This is a genomic window from Motilibacter aurantiacus (assembly GCF_011250645.1).
Classification (GTDB): Bacteria; Actinomycetota; Actinomycetes; order Motilibacterales; family Motilibacteraceae; genus Motilibacter_A; species Motilibacter_A aurantiacus.
In genome coordinates, this window is sequence record NZ_JAANNO010000005.1 from 243741 (window position 1) to 258658 (window position 14918).

The window sequence follows — 14918 nt, forward strand, 5'->3', positions numbered from 1 at the left end:
GAGGTCAGCCTTCCTGGGCGGAGGCGGCGGTGTGGCCGGCCAGCGCCCGCTCCGCGGCGGCGCGGCGCTCGGGGACGGGGGACGAGAGCTCCTCGCGCAGCCCGGCCGTGTCGACGGCGTCGGGGTAGCGGTCGAGGACGAGCCAGATGTCGGCGGGCACGTCACGGCCGGCGGCGATCCGCTCATGGGCGAAGTCGGCGAGCATGCGGGCCAGCTCGGCGTCGGCACGCTCCTGCAGCCCGCTGAAGGAGGCGAGCGGGACGCCGACGAAGACGCACTTGAGCACGGCCTGCCGGAACATGTCCGCGTCGAGGTGGGCCGCGGCGTACGGTCCGACGGCGGCTCCGACGATGCGGGTGTCGTTGGTGCGCAGCGCGTCCGTCACGACCGGCAGCGCCCGGTCGCCCAGCACCGGGTCGAGCAGCGGCAGCGCCCGGAGGACGCCGCGGCGCTCGGCGGCGTCGCCATAGGTGTAGAGGTCCTGCACCTCGCGGGCCAGCTCGTCGGCCCCCGCTGCCGAGCGCGACAGGTCCAGCAGCAGCAGCGAGCGGGCCGCGTCGTCGACGGTCCACCCGGCGACCTCGGGCGCGGTGCTCGCGACGGGGCCGCCCCCGCAGGAGCGGCGCACGGCCGGGAAGAGCGCCGCCACGGCCCGCGGGTCGGCCGACACCTTCGCCCGCGCGTCGGCCAGCCAGCCGGCCTGCTTCTCGTCGAGGCCGTCCAGCGCGCCCGTCACGGCGGCCTCGAGCGCCGGCGCGTCGACGCGGACGCCGTCGGCGGGGGTCTGGGACTGGCTCATGTCGGGGACACCTTCCGCGAGAGGGCGCGGGCCAAGGGGAAGATCGCGGCCACGGGCAGGGCGGCTGCGAGCGCACCGCTCCGGGCGGCGAGCGCAGCCTGCAGGGGCATCATGCCGTGGATGCCGGCGCCCACAGCACGCCGGACCGTGGCCGCGGAGGGATCCTGGACGGCGGCGAGGTCCCGCTTGCCCACGGTCGCGGCGTAGGTGCCCGCGCCGGCCACCGCGGCGAGCCGGTAGGCGGCGCGCGCCCGCGGCCGGCCCGGCGCCACGGGCCCGGCCGCGGTGGCCAGTGCGACGAGCGCCGTCGACGCCAGGGCCGCGGCGGGGACCGCCGCCGAGCTCGAGCCGCTCACCTCGTCCCGGCTCAGCTGCGTGACGGCGAGCGTGTGGCCCCCGACGCTGAGCGCGGCGGGCAGGGCCGCACGCGCGCCGCCGGCGCCGAGCAGCACGTCGAGCGCCCGGGCGGTGCCCATCGCGAGCGGGCCGGCGGGGGTGGGCTTGAGGAGCAGGTCGTACGCCCAGACGGTCGCCGCGAGCGGGACCGCGACCCGCAGCGCGGGACGCCCGGCGCAGGCTGCCGCGGCCAGGCCGAGGCCCGTGAGCCCGGTCGCGACGGCGAGCGCCTGCCCCGGGGTCACCCGTCCGGAGGGGATGGGCCGCTCAGGGCGCTCGACGGCGTCGAGCTCGCGGTCGGAGTAGTCGTTGAGCGCCATGCCGGCCCAGTAGAGGCAGGCCGACGCCACGGGCAGCGCTGCGGTGCGCCGGCCGAGCGGCCAGCCGGCCGCGGCGGCCCCGGCGACCGAGTCGCCGGGCACCGTCAGCGCGGCCGGCAGCCGGACCAGCTCGGCGAGGTCGCGCAGGGAGGTCACGCCGACCGCCGGGCGAGCCCGCGGGCCCACTCGACCAGCTGGTCGTACTGGGTCGCGAGCCGGTGCTCCGTGGAGCCGACCGGGTCCTTGAAGAAGAAGGCGAGGGCGGGCAGCGGGCCGGACTCCCCCGCCTGCGCCGCCCGGGCCACCAGCCGGGCCAGGTCGAGCACGAGCGGCGCCGCGAGCGCCGAGTCGCACCCCTGCCAGGTGAACTGCATCGTCATGCGGACGCCGAGGAAGCCCTCGAAGGCGATGTGGTCCCAGGCCGTCTTCCACTCGCCCATGTCCGGCACGTTGTCGATGTGGACCGGGGCAACCACCTCGTACCCCAGGGTCTCCGCGACGCTGCGCCCCTTGCTCCGGGTCTTGCTCAGCACGGCGTGCGGGTCGGCGAGGGTCGCCCCGTCCCCGCCGCCGAGGATGTTCATCCCGACCCACGACTGCACGTGCAGCTCGCGGGTCTGGAACATCGGGGCGAGGGCGGACTTGACGAGCGTCTCCCCCGTCTTGCCGTCGCTGCCCGCGAACGGCAGCCCCTCCTGCGCGGCGAGCTCGGTCAGCGCGGGGAGGCGGGCACCCGTCGAGGGCGTGAAGTCGACGAAGGAGGCACCGGCCCGGAAGGCGGCGTAGGCGTAGAGCGAGCTGATGGGCAGCACGCCCGCGCCCTCGGCGAGGGCCGCCTCGAGCGCCGCGAGCGAGGCGTGCGCGGGGTGCGGCTCGGCGGGCGGCTCCGTGGAGGCGACGTTGAGGACGACGACGCGGTCCACGCCGGTCGCCTCGCCGAAGGCCCGGATGTCATCGGCCAGCCGGGCCGCATGGCCCGCCTGCGTCTCGCCCTCGCGCCGCCCACCGGGCCGGATGCGCGCGTCGATCTGCTCCAGCTCGTCGGCCAGGACCGCCGGCAGGTGGCGAGGGACGACACCTCCCTGCGCGAGGGCCTCGGCGCGCTTGGCCAGCGGCAGCGACACGACGTCGTGGCCGCCGAAGACGAACCCTTCCAGAGCGGGCAGGCCGGCCTCCTCGAAGACCCGGCCTCCCGTCACCAAGCCGTTGCGTGCGGCCAGCCCTGCCCGCACCGCGAGGGCGCCGACCATCGCAGTGGTCGCCACCGACCCCCGCGCGCCTACAAGCCACAGTCCGGTGCTCACCACGTCCTCCTCGGAACTGCCGTAGTCCTCGAAGCTCCCGGACAGATACCCCGTGTTCTGCCTGGAGCGCTGTTGAGCGTCATCGGGCGCTCCCTTCTGCTGTCCGGCTGCGGCGGGCCGTGCCGCGCAGCCGACGATCCGATCTTGCGTTGCGGGTCACATGACGCGCAGTCGTTCGGTTCTGTTTCCGCCGATCGATCGCAACCGGCGGCGCAGGTCCGGCGAGCGGCTCGGGCGAGCGGCGGCTCTGCTCGGCCCGAGCCACAGCGCCCCCTCGTCCCGCGGGCCGAAGCCGTGTCGGGGCGAGGGGGCGCGTCGAACGTTGGGGCCGCGCCGGGACGGGGCTCGAGGCCGACGTCCCGGCGCGGAGCTCAGCCTGCCGCCGCGTCCACCGCGGTCCAGCGGCTCTCGGACGCCGCGCTGGTCTCGACCGCCTCGAGCACACGCTGGACCTGGAGCCCGTCGGCGAAGGACGGGGTCGGGGCCTGGGACGTGGCGATGTCGGTCAGCAGGTCGCGGGCCTGGTGGATGAAGGTGTGCTCGTAGCCGATGATGTGGCCCGGCGGCCACCACGCATCCATGTACGGGTGGCTCGGCTCGGTCACGAGGATCCGGCGGAAGCCGGCGCTGTCGGCCTCCAGCGAGTGATCGTGGAACTGCAGTTCGTTCATCGACTCGAAGTCGAAGGCGATGCTGCCGGCGGAGCCGTTGATCTCGATGCGCATCGCGTTCTTGCGCCCCGACGCGAAGCGGGTCGCCTCGAACGAGCCGACGGCGCCGCCTCCGAACCGGGCCAGGAACAGCGCGGCGTCGTCGACCGTGACCTGCCCCCGCTCGCTGCTGCCCGAGGCGCTCAGCCCGCTGGACGCGCTGGGCAGCGGGCGCTCCTTGACGAAGGTCTCGGTCAGGCCGGAGACGCCGGTGATGCGGTCACCGGTGATGAACTGCGCCATGTCGATGATGTGCGCGCCGAGGTCACCGAGCGAGCCGGACCCGGCGTGCTCCTTCTGCAGACGCCACACCAGCGGGAACTCGGGGTCGACGATCCAGTCCTGGAGGTACTGGGCACGCACGTGGTGGATCGTCCCCAGCCGGCCCGACTGCACGAGGTCACGGGCGAAGGTGATCGCGGGGACCCGGCGGTAGCTGAAGCCGACCATGGCGCGGACGCCGCGCGCGGCGGCGCGCTCGGCCGCGGCGGTCATCGCCTCGGCCTCCTCCACGGTGTTGGCGAGGGGCTTCTCGCAGAGGACGTGCTTGCCGGCCTCGAGAGCCGCGATCGCGATCTCCGCGTGGCTGTCGCCGGGCGTCACGATGTCGACCAGCTGCACGTCGTCACGCGCGACGAGGGCGCGCCAGTCGGTCTCGACCGACTCCCACCCGAGCCGGTCGGCGGCCGCGCGGGCGTTGGCCTCGTTGCGACCGGCGAGCGCGACCATGCGCGGGACGAGCGGGAGGTCGAACACTCGACCGACGGTGCGCCACGCGTGCGAGTGCGTGGCCCCCATGAAGGCGTAGCCCACCATGCCGACACCGAGCGTCGGCTTGCCTGCGATCGTCACTGACCGGTCCGTTCATACATCGTTGTCAGGTTCGGAGGAGTGCACGGGGCGTGCCCGAGCTGCGTCCTCCCACCCCCGGGATCGGGAGTGGATGGACGTCCGGCGGACTGCGGGGCCGGGCCAGCGCCGGTGCTGGCCCGGCCTCCGCAGGGACTGCCGTTCAGGGTGCAGGGCGCATGGCCCCGGAGCCCCGAAAGGTCAGGAGGCGAAGCCGAACTTGTAGTCGGCCGCGTTCTCCTTGGTGATCGTCTCGGAGGTGAGGATGATCCGCGAGGGGACCTCGTGCTCGACCAGGTCGCTCATGCCCTTGCCCTGGCCGATGGCGCGCGCCAGGCGGATGGCGGACGCCGACATCGAGGGGCTGTAGGTCACCGTGGCCTTGAGGACCGTGTTGTCGGCCGCGATGTCCTTGACGGCGGTGCCGGAGCCCGCGCCACCGACCATGATGAACTCGTCGCGGCCGGCGTTCTTGACCGCCTGGAGCACACCGATGCCCTGGTCGTCGTCGTGGTTCCACACGGCGTCGAGCTTGGGCGCGGCCTGGAGCAGGTTCGAGGCGGCGCGCTCGCCGGACTCGACGGTGAACTCGGCCGGCACACGCGGGCCGAGCTTGAGGCCGGCCGCCGCCAGGGCGTCCTTGAAGCCCTGGCTGCGCTCCTGGGTCAGCGGGAGCGAGTCGATGCCGGGGATCTCGCCGATGACCGGGTTGCTGACGCCCTTGGCCTTCATCTGCTCGGCGATGAAGTTGCCCGCCGCGACGCCCATGCCGTAGTTGTTGCCGGCGATGAACAGGCGGTAGGCCAGCGCGTCCGAGAACTCGCGGTCCAGGTTGATGACCGGGATGCCGGCCTGGGTCGCCTTGCGGCCGATCTCGGTGAGCGCCTTGCCGTCGTGCGGGAGGATGACGAGGACGTCGACCTGGTCGTTGATGAGCGTCTCGACCTGCGAGATCTGCAGGTTGACGTCGTTGGTGCCCTCGGTGGCGTTGAACGTCACCTCGGGGAAGGCCTCCGCCTGCTCGCGGGCGTAGGTCGTGATGGCAGCCATCCAGCCGTGGTCGGCGGCGGGGGCCGAGAAGCCGATCGTGACCGGGGTGCCGGGCGCGTCGGACGCCTGCGACGACGGGGCGGCGACGAGGCCGCTCACGTCGTTCTCCTCGTCGTCCGAGCTGTTGGTGCAGGCGGTGAGGACCACGCCGGCCCCGATCGCGGCGCCCCCGAAGAGGAAGCCGCGACGCCCGAGGGCACGGCTGATCTGCTCGTCCTTGCTCATGATGTTCTCTCTCCTGTGAGAGCCGCGAAATGGGCTGTGCTGGAAGACGTCCAGGTGTCCCTGGGCGGAGTGGAACGTTCGGGTGGAGCTGGTGCGGTGCTAACTGCGGGACGTCTTCGCGACGCGCTGCTGCAGGAGCACCGCCGCCACGATGATCAGGCCCTTCGCCACGGCCTGCGTCGAGGTCGTGAGGTTGTTGAGGGTGAAGATGTTGTTGAGCGTCTGGAAGATCAGGACGCCGAACACCGTGCCCACGATGGTGCCGCGACCGCCGCTGAGCAGCGTGCCGCCGATCACGACGGCCGCGATGGCGTCGAGCTCGTAGAGGTTGCCGTGCGTGCTCGTCCCGGCCGAGGTGCGGGCCAGGATCATGATCGTCGCGATGCCGCAGAGGAAGCCGAGCAGCGCGTAGAGCATGACCGTCTGGCGCTTGACGTTGATGCCGGCCAGGCGCGCGGCCTCGGGGTTGCCGCCGATCGCGAACGTGCGCCGGCCGAAGGTCGTGCGGTTGAGCAGCAGCCAGCCGAGGACCGCGACGACGGCGAACATGATGACGAGCACCGGGATGCCGCCCGGCTCCGCGCCGAAGAAGTCGAGGAAGCCCGAGGGCGTGTCGATCGACTGGGTCTTGCGGTCGGAGAGGTTCTCGGCCAGTCCGCGGTAGGTCGCCAGGCCCGCGAGCGTCGCGATGAACGCGACCACCTTGCCGTAGGCGATGAGCACGCCGTTGATGACGCCGCAGGCCGTGGCGACGACGATCGAGGTGAAGATGATGCCGAAGGTGCCGATGTCCTGCGTGCCCGTGGTCGTCGCCCACACCGAGGCGAGCGCGACGATGGCGCCCACCGAGAGGTCGATGCCTCCGGCGATGATGACGAAGGTCATGCCGACGCTGATCACGCCGCCGACGGCGGCGAGGCGCAGGATGGTCCAGACGTTGTTCGTGGTCGCGAAGGTGTCGCCCTTGGTGATGAGCCCGATGGCGCAGATGACCACGAGCGCGAGCACCAGCCCGCTGTTGCGCCCGGCGCTGCTGTCCGCGAGACGGGCGAACGCAGACTTGGGAGCAGTCGACTCGGCAGCCGCACGCTCGACGCGGGCGTGCTCGTCCGCGACCGGCGCCCCGGCGGCGGCGCCGAGGTCTTCGTTGCGGGGGGTCAGTTGCTCCCTCACTTGAGGGCTCCTTCCAAAGTTCCGGCCATGACAAGGTCGAGCACCTTGTGTTCGTCGAGCTCGGTCGCGGGTGCCTCGCGCACGATGTGGCCCTCGCGGATGACCAGCACACGGTCTGCGAGGCCCAGGACCTCGGGGACCTCGCTGGAGACGAGGAGGACGCCGACGCCGGAGTCGGCGAGACGGCGGACCAGAGCGTAGAGCTCGGCCCGGGCGCCGATGTCGACGCCTCGGGTGGGCTCGTCGAGCAGGAGCAGGCGGCAGCCCTTGAGCAGCCAGCGGCCGACGACGGCCTTCTGCTGGTTGCCACCGGACAGGTTGCGCACCGGCCGCATCGGGCCCGCCGGGCGCAGCTCCAGCGCGGTCGACTGCTCGGCGGCGTCCTTGAGCTCGCGCCGGCGGTCGAGCCAGCCGAGCTTGGAGTAGCGCTTGAGCGTCGCCGCGGAGATGTTGTGCGCCACGGGGTGGTCGAGGAAGAGTGCCTGGCTCTTGCGCTCCTCGGGCGCAAGGCCCATGCCGAGCTTCACCGCCGCGGGGACGTTGCCCGGGCGCAGGGTCTTGCCGTCGAAGACGACCGTGCCGCTGTCCTGGGCGCGCGCGCCGTAGATGGTCTCGAGGATCTCCGAGCGCCCGGCGCCCACGAGCCCTGCGAGGCCGACGATCTCACCGGCCCGCACCGAGAACGAGACGTTGTTGAACTCGCCCTTGCGGGTCAGGCCCTCGACGCGGAGGAGCTCCTTGCGCTCGGTCAGCGGGGTGCCGGCCTGCCGGGGCGGGAAGGCGTACTCGACCGAGCGGCCGGTCATGAGGCGGACCACGTCGTCGGTCGGCGTCGTCTTGGCCGGCAGGTTGACCGCGACGGTGCGGCCGTCCTTGATGACCGTGATCCGGTCGCCGATCTCGCGGATCTCCTCGAGACGGTGGGAGATGTAGACCACGGCCACGCCCGAGGCGCTGAGGTCGCGGATGGTGCGGAAGAGGTTCTCCACCTCGTCCTGGTCGAGGACCGCGGACGGCTCGTCCATGATGATGAGCTTGGCGTCGTGGGACAGCGCCCGCGCCATGCTCACGATCTGCTGGCCCGCGGCCGAGAGCCGGCCGACCTCACGGTTGACGGGGATCTCGGGGTGGCCGAGCCGCTTGAGCATCTCCCGGGCCGTGGACCGCTCGGAGCCGCGCTTGGAGAAGCCGACCGTCGAGGGCTCGTGCCCGAGCCAGATGTTCTCCGCGACCGAGAGGCCGGGGATCAGGTCGAGCTCCTGGTACATCGTGGCGATGCCCGTGTTGATCGCAGCGACGGGGCTGGAGAGCGTGACCTCCTTGCCCTGCCACTCGATCGTCCCCTCCTCCGGCGTGTGGGCGCCGGCCAGGGTCTTGATGAGCGTCGACTTCCCCGCGCCGTTCTGGCCGAGCAGGCAGTGCACCTCGCCGGGCAGCACCTCCAGGTCGACCCCGTCGAGGGCGCGCACGCCCGGGAAGATCTTGACGATGCCCTTCATCCGCAGCAGCGGAGCCGTCATGCCCACACCTGCACCCTCTGAGGCCTGCAGCACCGCGGCTGTCGCATGCCGGTCTCCCTCTTCCACGATCTGGTCGGACTTACGTCGCAGGTCAACCTTGCTTTGTTCGCAGCGACTGTCAAGAGCTTCCGTCCCTGCAAAAGTCCTTCGTTACAACGATGTTGTAGACCGGGGTTTGGAGCGACCCCCGTCCGGCCCAGCACGCTCGCCGGGCGCACCGCAACGTGGCCTGCGTCACAACCCCGCGCTTCCGCCATGGTGCCTCATCCGAACGACCTGACGGTGGAGAACCGCGCGCGGTCGGCGCGCGCTCATCCGCCGTCCCCGCCCGCCGAAGGCACCTGTCGGCACCTCGGGACGGCTGGTCGGACTGGTGGGGCTGGTGGGGCCGGCGAGCGCTGTGCCGGCACCCGTGGTGCTGCGTCTATATGTAACTGACTACCTGACGCCCGCCGGTGCGGGCGGTCGAGTCGCCGACTTCGTGACCGACTCGGTATGCGGCGCGCTCCGGACGTGCCGCCCGGACCCTCCGGCAGTGCTCCTGCCTGCTGCGTCGATGCCTCCTCGCATCTTGCGGCCGCCGTGCGCGCCGCGGGCATGGCCGCGACGGCGCCCGCGACGCCGTTGCCGGGCGGCCCTGCGGCACCGGCCGGGCGCACAGCGGAACGTAACGACGTCGGGTGCCCGGGTCAAGGAAAGTTTCCTGCCTAAACGAAACCGTCCGTGCTGAGGAGCGCCCGTCCGGGTGGCCCGCGGACGCCCCCGGGGCCGACCGCAGCGCGGTACGCGAGGATGGGGGCGTGCAGCAGCGCGCCGGGGACGACGGCTCCCGCCTGCGCGTCCTCTACAGCTTCCCGCACACCTGGGGAGCGCCGGGGATCGGCAGCACGGCGTACGGCCAGGTCACCGCCCTCGCCCGGCAGGGCCACGCCGTCACGCTCGTCACGACCGCGACGCAGCGGGCCGTGCCGGACGGGGTGCGGGTCGTGCGGACGCTCTCCGCCGGCCGGCTGCGCCTCCCCCACCGGGCGCTTGGTGGCGTCGAGCGCGCGCTGGCCTACCACGACGCCGTCACGGCGGCGCTCCTGCGCTCCAGGCCCGCCTTCGACGTCGTGCACGCCTGGCCGCTGGGGTCCCTGCGCACTCTCACCGCCGCACGAACGTTCGGCGTTCCCGGCTTCCGTGAAGTGCCGAACTGCCATACCGAGCACGCGTACACCGTCGTCGCCCGGCTCAACGCGGAGCTCGGCCTGCCCACGCCGCCCGGGCACTCGCACACCTTCGCCGCCGGCCGGCTGCGCCGGGAGGAGCGGGAGTACGCGGCCGCCGCCCGGCTGCTCGTGCCGAGCGAGTTCGTCGCGCAGACCTTCCTCGAGCGTGGAGTGGCCCAGGGGCTGCTGGCCCGGCACCGCTACGGGTTCGACCCCGAGCGCATCCCGCTCCGCGGGCCGCGGGCCCCGCGCGTGGGCGGGCTGCGCGCGGTGTTCCTCGGCCGGTGCGAGCCGCGCAAGGGGCTCCACGTGGCGCTGCGGGCCTGGTTCGCCTCACAGGCCGCGGCGGAGGGGACCCTCACGGTGGCGGGCGCGTTCGTCCCGGGCTACGCCGAGGCGCTCGGGGCCCAGCTGAGCGCCCCCGGGGTGCGGGCCGTCGGGCCGGTTCAGGACGTCTCCGGCCTGCTCGCCGAGTCCGATGTCCTCCTGCTGCCGTCCTTCGAGGAGGGCAGCGCGCTCGTGACCTACGAGGCGCAGGCCGCGGGGGTCGTGCCGCTGGTCAGCGCGGCCGCGGGCGCCCACCTCGAGGACGGGGTCTCGGGCCTGGTGCACGCCCCCGGGGACGAGGCCGCGCTCGTGCGCCACCTGGACCTGCTGACGACCGACCGGGCACGGCTGCACGCCCTGTCCGGCGCCGCCTCGGCCCGCCGCGACGAGCTCACGTGGGACGCCGCGGGCCGGGTCGTGACCGGGCACTACCGCTCGGCCCTGGCCTGACCGCGGGCTGGGGCAGGGCCACGGCCAGCAGCGGAGCAGGGACGCGCCACTACTGGTGAAGCAACGATCAGCGAAGCGCTTTGCCGGACCCTCCGGTCAGCGGTGCAGCTCGCGCAGCTCGGCCTCGACGACCCGTTCGAAGAAGGCGTCGCGGTCGGCCGCACCTCCGGCCGGGTGAAGCACCGACCGGGGGCCGCTCAGCTGCCCCGCCGGCGGGCGCAGCCGGTCGAGGGCCCGCCCGCGCAGGAAGGCCCCAGCGTGGACGAGGGTGCCGTGCAAGGTCCGGTCGACGGCCCGGGCCGTCGTACGCGCCAGCGACCCGGCGCGGCGCACCCGCTGCACCGGGCTGAGCCGGTCGACCCCGCCGAGGGCCACGCGCAGGGGCAGGGACGGCTGCAGCAGCGGGATGACGCGGTGCACGCCGGGGATGGGGAGGAGCCGGTCGGCCCGCCGCAGCATCAGCGCGACCATGCTGTCGGCCGCGGCGTGCCGGGCGCGGTCCAGCACCAGGCCCAGGTCGGGCACGGCCCGCGCGGCGAGGGAGATGTCGGCCAGCCACAGCAGCCGGTCCCCGCCCGCGATGCCCGCGTGCACGCACAGGTGGACGAGCGTGTCGACGGGGTCGAGGACCGGCACGTGCTGCCCGGCCACGTCCACCCGCCGGGCGCGGTCGAGCAGCGGGCCGGTCGGCAGCCGGAAGCGCGCCCGGACCTCCGGCCGGTTCACCAGCTGCCAGTGCAGGTCCACCGTGGACCCGCCGGGGGCCTGCAGGTGCAGCTCGCCCAGCACGCGCTCGCGCAGCAGCCGCCAGTTGCGGTCGAGCACGACGAAACCCGCGCCCTCGAGGACGGCCAGCGCACGGCCCAGGGCCGCGGGGTCGACGAGCACGTCGATGTCGCCGTACGGGCGGAAGTCCTCGCGCGGGTAGACGGAGGCCGCCAGCACCGGGCCCTTCAGGGCGGCCCAGGCCAGGCCCGCCCCGTCGAGGGCTTCGGCCACGAGCCCGAGGTCGTGCACCGCCCGCACGTGCCCGGCCCGGGCAGCCAGGTGCTGGGCGCGCAGGCCCTCGACGAGGGCCGACGTCGCGCCCCCCGGCGCACCGGCGAGCAGGCCGGCCCGCACCATCGGCCCCACCCGGTGGTGCCGGGCGCGGGTCAGCACCTCGGCCCGGCCGGCAGGGCCCAGCTGCTCGACGGCCGAGCGCAGGGCCGGCTCCTGGCCCGCCGCGCCGAGCGCGCAGCGCAGCGCGCCGACGACGACGGCCACCGGCGCCGGCCGTGCCGGCCGTGCCGGCCGTGCCGAGAGTGCCGGCCTCACCGCCGGCCTCTCACCAGCGCGCCCGAGCGCCGAGGGCGCGGCGTACGCGCCGGGTCAGCGCCCGGCGCCTGGCGCGCCACGGCGAGTAGTCCCGCAGGTCGAGGGAGGCCGTCTGGGCCGTGCGCGCGGAGTCGCGCATCTGCGCCTCCCAGTCGGCCAGCCGCGTCACCCCGAGGGCCTGGGCGCTCAGCGGACGGCGGCGCAGGAAGTCGGCGTCGCTGCGGAAGAGCGTGTGCGGGGAGCGCGGGTCGTCCATGTGGTCCTCGCGCACGAAGGGGAAGCTCCAGCCGGAGACGGCCCCGCGGCGGGCCAGCGCCAGGCAGTACTGCGTGAACGACTGCCCCTCGGCGAGCAGGCCCTGCGCGGTGACGAGCGCGCGCGGCAGCAGGTAGCCGCTGCCCTGGACCCAGTGGTTGCGCAGCACGCGGTGGCCGCCCGGGAAGGCCTGGATCTTGCGCTCGGCGAGCTCGGGCACGAAGTCCTCGTCGGGGAACCGCCACGACCCCAGGGCGCCGAACCCGGTGAAGTCCGCGTAGGGCCGGCGCAGCCGCTCGAGCCAGTCGGGCGCGACGAGGCAGTCGTCGTCCACCTTGCTGACGAAGTCGGCGTCGCTGGCGTCCCACAGCCAGTTGGTGGGCGTGCGCAGCCGGACGTTGTCGCGGCTGTGGTGGAAGCGGTGCACGCGCGGGTCGGCGGCGAAGGGACGGACGGCCTCGAGCGTCGCCTCGTCGTCCCCGTTGTGCCACAGCCAGACCCGCGCGTGCTCGTCGCACGAGTCGAGCAGGCGCGGCAGCGAGAGCGAGACGTAGTCCGCGCTGTTGTACGTGATCATCAGGATGTCGACCGAACGCAGCGCCCGCCCGCTCATGCGGCGGTCACCCCCGCCCGCCCCGCCGCCTCCCGCATCAGGGGGCGCGTGCGCCCGGTGGCGCCGGGCCCCGGCTCCTGGGCCAGCCGCCAGAGCGCCCCCGACGCCCCGATGACGACGAACAGCGTCATCGCGAACGTCGTGAACCCCAGCGAGTCGAAGGTCGCGGAGGCGACCAGGCCCACGGCGACCGCGGCGGCGAGCGCCTGGCCCAGCGAGCAGGCCTGCTCGTCGGCCCCCTGCCGGCGTGCCCGCCGGGACAGGCTGAACGCGAGCGCGAAGAGCGCGAGCAGCGCGAGCAGGCCGAGAGCCCCTCCGCTGACGAGCGTGCCCAGCAGCTGGTTGTCGAGCAGCACGTACCGGTCGGGCAGGAACGTCCCCTGGCCGCGGCCGAGCCAGGGCCGCTCGGAGATGTAGCCGGAGACGGCGGCGTAGTCGCTCGTGCGGTTCTGGATGCTGGGGTCCGTGGAGGCGTTCGTGAAGAGGGAGCGGATCGTGCCGAGCAGCCCCGGCTGCGTGGCGCGCACCGCGACCAGGGCGATCAGCGCCCCGATCGCGAGGTTGGCCTGCGCGCGCAGCCGCCACGGCGCCATGACGACGACCAGCCCGACGAGCAGGGCGAGAACCGCGGACCGGGAGATGGAGAAGGGCACTCCCACCCCGATGACGAGCGCCAGCAGCCAGCGCCAGCGGCGCTCGGCCCGCCCCTGGGCGAACAGCGCGTAGTGCAGGGCGATGGGCAGCACCATCCCGAGCAGCACGCCGAACTCGATGTAGTGCCCGGCCGTGCCGGCGACCCGGGAGAGGTCACCGGAGCCGCGTGCCCCGATGCCGATGAGGTCGCCGTTGCGGGCGAGCCCGGGCACGGCGATGTGCCGGGTCAGGTCGAAGCCGGCCAGGTGCTGGAGGGCGCCGACGACGGACATGCCCGCGGCGGCGAGGACCAGCGTGCGCAGCAGCCGGTCCAGCGAGCGGCGGGTGGGGACCCCGTCCGCGACGACCAGCGCAGTGCCGACGAGGGCGATGGTGACGAGCAGGCCGCGGTCGGCGCTGCGCCCCTCGACGCCGTCGAGCCCGCGGTCGTAGGCCGCCGCATAGGACAGGACATAGGCGAGCAGGTACGCCGCGAGCCCCCAGCGGACCGGCTGCCGGCCCCGGCTCGCGAGCCCCGGCACCAGCCGCATCGCGCACCACCAGGCGAACAGGCCGAAGCCGAGCAGCAGCGCGGGCCGGCCGGCGGCGCCGAGCCCGGCGACGACGAGCCGGGGCGGGAAGGCGTACAGCAGCAGGACGAGGAGGCCGACGACGACGCCCGCGTCCGTCGCCGAGCGCAGCTGTGCCCGGCCACCGCCCGGCACGTCGCCCGGCACGCCGGGCGGCGGCACCGGGCGGGGGGCGAGCAGCGGCCCGGCGGGGGAGGGCCCGCTCAGTGCCTCGACCCCGCGTGCGGCCGGCGCGGCAGGACGACCGACCGGGCCTCCCCGTCGCCGTCCTCGCGGGCGCCGGGGGCCTCCGGCTCCGGCCCGAGGCCGGCGAGCGCGCGCCGGCGGGCGAGGCGCTGGGCCCGCGTGCGGTGGGCTCCCTCGACGGCCAGCGCGCAGCCGACGGCGAGGGCCAGGCCCACTCCGAGCACGATCGCCTGCACCTTGCGCAGGCCGTCCTTGCCCGCGCTCGGGGTCTCCCCCACCGCGAGGTCGGTGACCTCGAAGAACTGGATCTCGGGCGAGCCCGCCTCCTGCTGGAGGTCGACGAGCTCGCGGCGCAGCACCTGGCCGAACAGCTCGGTGGTGCGGCTGGCCCGCCCCGCGCTGTCGGCGACGACGTTGACCTGGAGGAACGGGGACCGCGTGACGGCCTTGACCGTGTAGCCGCCGGTGCCGCCGCCGGCCGCGAGCTCGAGCCGGACGCGCTCGCTGCCCATGACGGTGGCCATCGTCTGCGCCATGGTCTGGGCGCCGCCGGAGAGGAACGGGTTGATGGTCACTTCCTGCACCTCGTCGCCGGACTCGTCCGGGGCGAGCGCGCCGATCCCTCCGACGAGGGTGACGTTCGGCGGGGTGACCTGCACCTGCGCCGTGGTCGCGTACTCGGGCTGGATCCGGCTGCCGGCGAGGGCCGCCGCGACCACGGCGAGGAACGCGATCGGGAGAGCGACGTACCACCTGCGCAGCACGAGAACCGTCAACTGCCACAGGTCCACGCGTTCCTCCTCGAGCACTGCTTGTCGGTACGACGAACAGCGTGCCATCCGCGCCCGGCCCGGGGAGTCGTTCCTCTGGTACTTTCCCCCGGCCGGGCCCATCCCGGCGTCCGCGGCGAGGCCGCGGCGGCCCCGCCGCCCGCCCCGCTCCCCGACGGCGCCGCAGCCGACGTGCTCGCGCCCTGCCCGCCGAGGTGCT

At 74.2% G+C, this 14918-nt stretch carries 12 protein-coding genes; 1 reads left to right on the plus strand and 11 read right to left on the minus strand.

Going from position 1 to position 14918, the window contains the following annotated elements; all coding sequences use genetic code 11:
• Positions 1-4: 4 nt before the first annotated feature.
• The 7 genes from G9H72_RS11405 to G9H72_RS11435 form a co-directional block, all read right to left on the minus strand.
• Positions 5-799 (minus strand): EboA domain-containing protein, encoded by a 795-nt coding sequence (locus G9H72_RS11405; protein WP_196791071.1) that lies wholly within the window; start codon positions 797-799, stop codon positions 5-7.
• Positions 796-1662 carry an SCO3242 family prenyltransferase gene (locus G9H72_RS11410; protein ID WP_166171222.1) on the minus strand — a complete coding sequence of 289 codons (867 nt, stop codon included), beginning with the start codon at positions 1660-1662 and terminating at the stop codon, positions 796-798. Before G9H72_RS11410 ends, G9H72_RS11405 begins: the two co-directional genes overlap by 4 nt.
• Positions 1663-1667: 5 nt before the next feature.
• Positions 1668-2819 (minus strand): inositol-3-phosphate synthase, encoded by a 1152-nt coding sequence (locus G9H72_RS11415; protein ID WP_331272209.1) that lies wholly within the window; start codon positions 2817-2819, stop codon positions 1668-1670.
• Between the two features lie 371 nt (positions 2820-3190).
• Entirely contained in the window at positions 3191-4345 is a 1155-nt protein-coding gene (locus G9H72_RS11420) for a Gfo/Idh/MocA family protein (RefSeq protein ID WP_166171224.1), read from the minus strand.
• A gap of 234 nt (positions 4346-4579) precedes the next feature.
• Entirely contained in the window at positions 4580-5653 is a 1074-nt protein-coding gene (locus G9H72_RS11425; RefSeq protein ID WP_166171047.1) for a substrate-binding domain-containing protein, read from the minus strand.
• 99 nt (positions 5654-5752) lie between these two features.
• Positions 5753-6826 (minus strand): ABC transporter permease, encoded by a 1074-nt coding sequence (locus G9H72_RS11430; protein ID WP_331272211.1) that lies wholly within the window; start codon positions 6824-6826, stop codon positions 5753-5755.
• On the minus strand, positions 6823-8346 hold the full coding sequence (locus tag G9H72_RS11435) for a sugar ABC transporter ATP-binding protein (RefSeq protein WP_166171049.1): 1524 nt from the start codon (positions 8344-8346) through the stop codon (positions 6823-6825). The genes G9H72_RS11430 and G9H72_RS11435 overlap by 4 nt, the downstream gene beginning before the upstream one ends.
• Positions 8347-9146: 800 nt before the next feature.
• On the opposite strand from G9H72_RS11435, the gene G9H72_RS11440 reads away from it, so the two are divergent.
• A complete protein-coding gene (locus G9H72_RS11440; RefSeq protein WP_166171051.1) occupies positions 9147-10334 on the plus strand; it encodes a glycosyltransferase family 4 protein in 1188 nt (395 codons plus the stop codon).
• Positions 10335-10430: 96 nt separating this feature from the next.
• Here G9H72_RS11440 and G9H72_RS11445 read toward each other — a convergent pair whose 3' ends face one another.
• The 4 genes from G9H72_RS11445 to G9H72_RS11460 all read right to left on the minus strand — a co-directional run bounded on the left by G9H72_RS11445 (position 10431) and on the right by G9H72_RS11460 (position 14719).
• Entirely contained in the window at positions 10431-11600 is a 1170-nt protein-coding gene (locus G9H72_RS11445) for a nucleotidyltransferase domain-containing protein (RefSeq protein WP_166171053.1), read from the minus strand.
• A 61-nt stretch (positions 11601-11661) separates the two neighbouring features.
• Positions 11662-12519, minus strand: coding sequence for a glycosyltransferase family A protein (locus G9H72_RS11450; RefSeq protein WP_231126802.1), 858 nt, complete (start codon positions 12517-12519; stop codon positions 11662-11664).
• A complete protein-coding gene (locus G9H72_RS11455; RefSeq protein ID WP_166171055.1) occupies positions 12516-13904 on the minus strand; it encodes an O-antigen ligase family protein in 1389 nt (462 codons plus the stop codon). Before G9H72_RS11455 ends, G9H72_RS11450 begins: the two co-directional genes overlap by 4 nt.
• Before the next feature lie 41 nt (positions 13905-13945).
• Positions 13946-14719: a YveK family protein gene (locus tag G9H72_RS11460; RefSeq protein ID WP_166171057.1), complete on the minus strand. Its 774-nt coding sequence runs from the start codon at positions 14717-14719 to the stop codon at positions 13946-13948.
• Positions 14720-14918 lie beyond the last annotated feature (199 nt).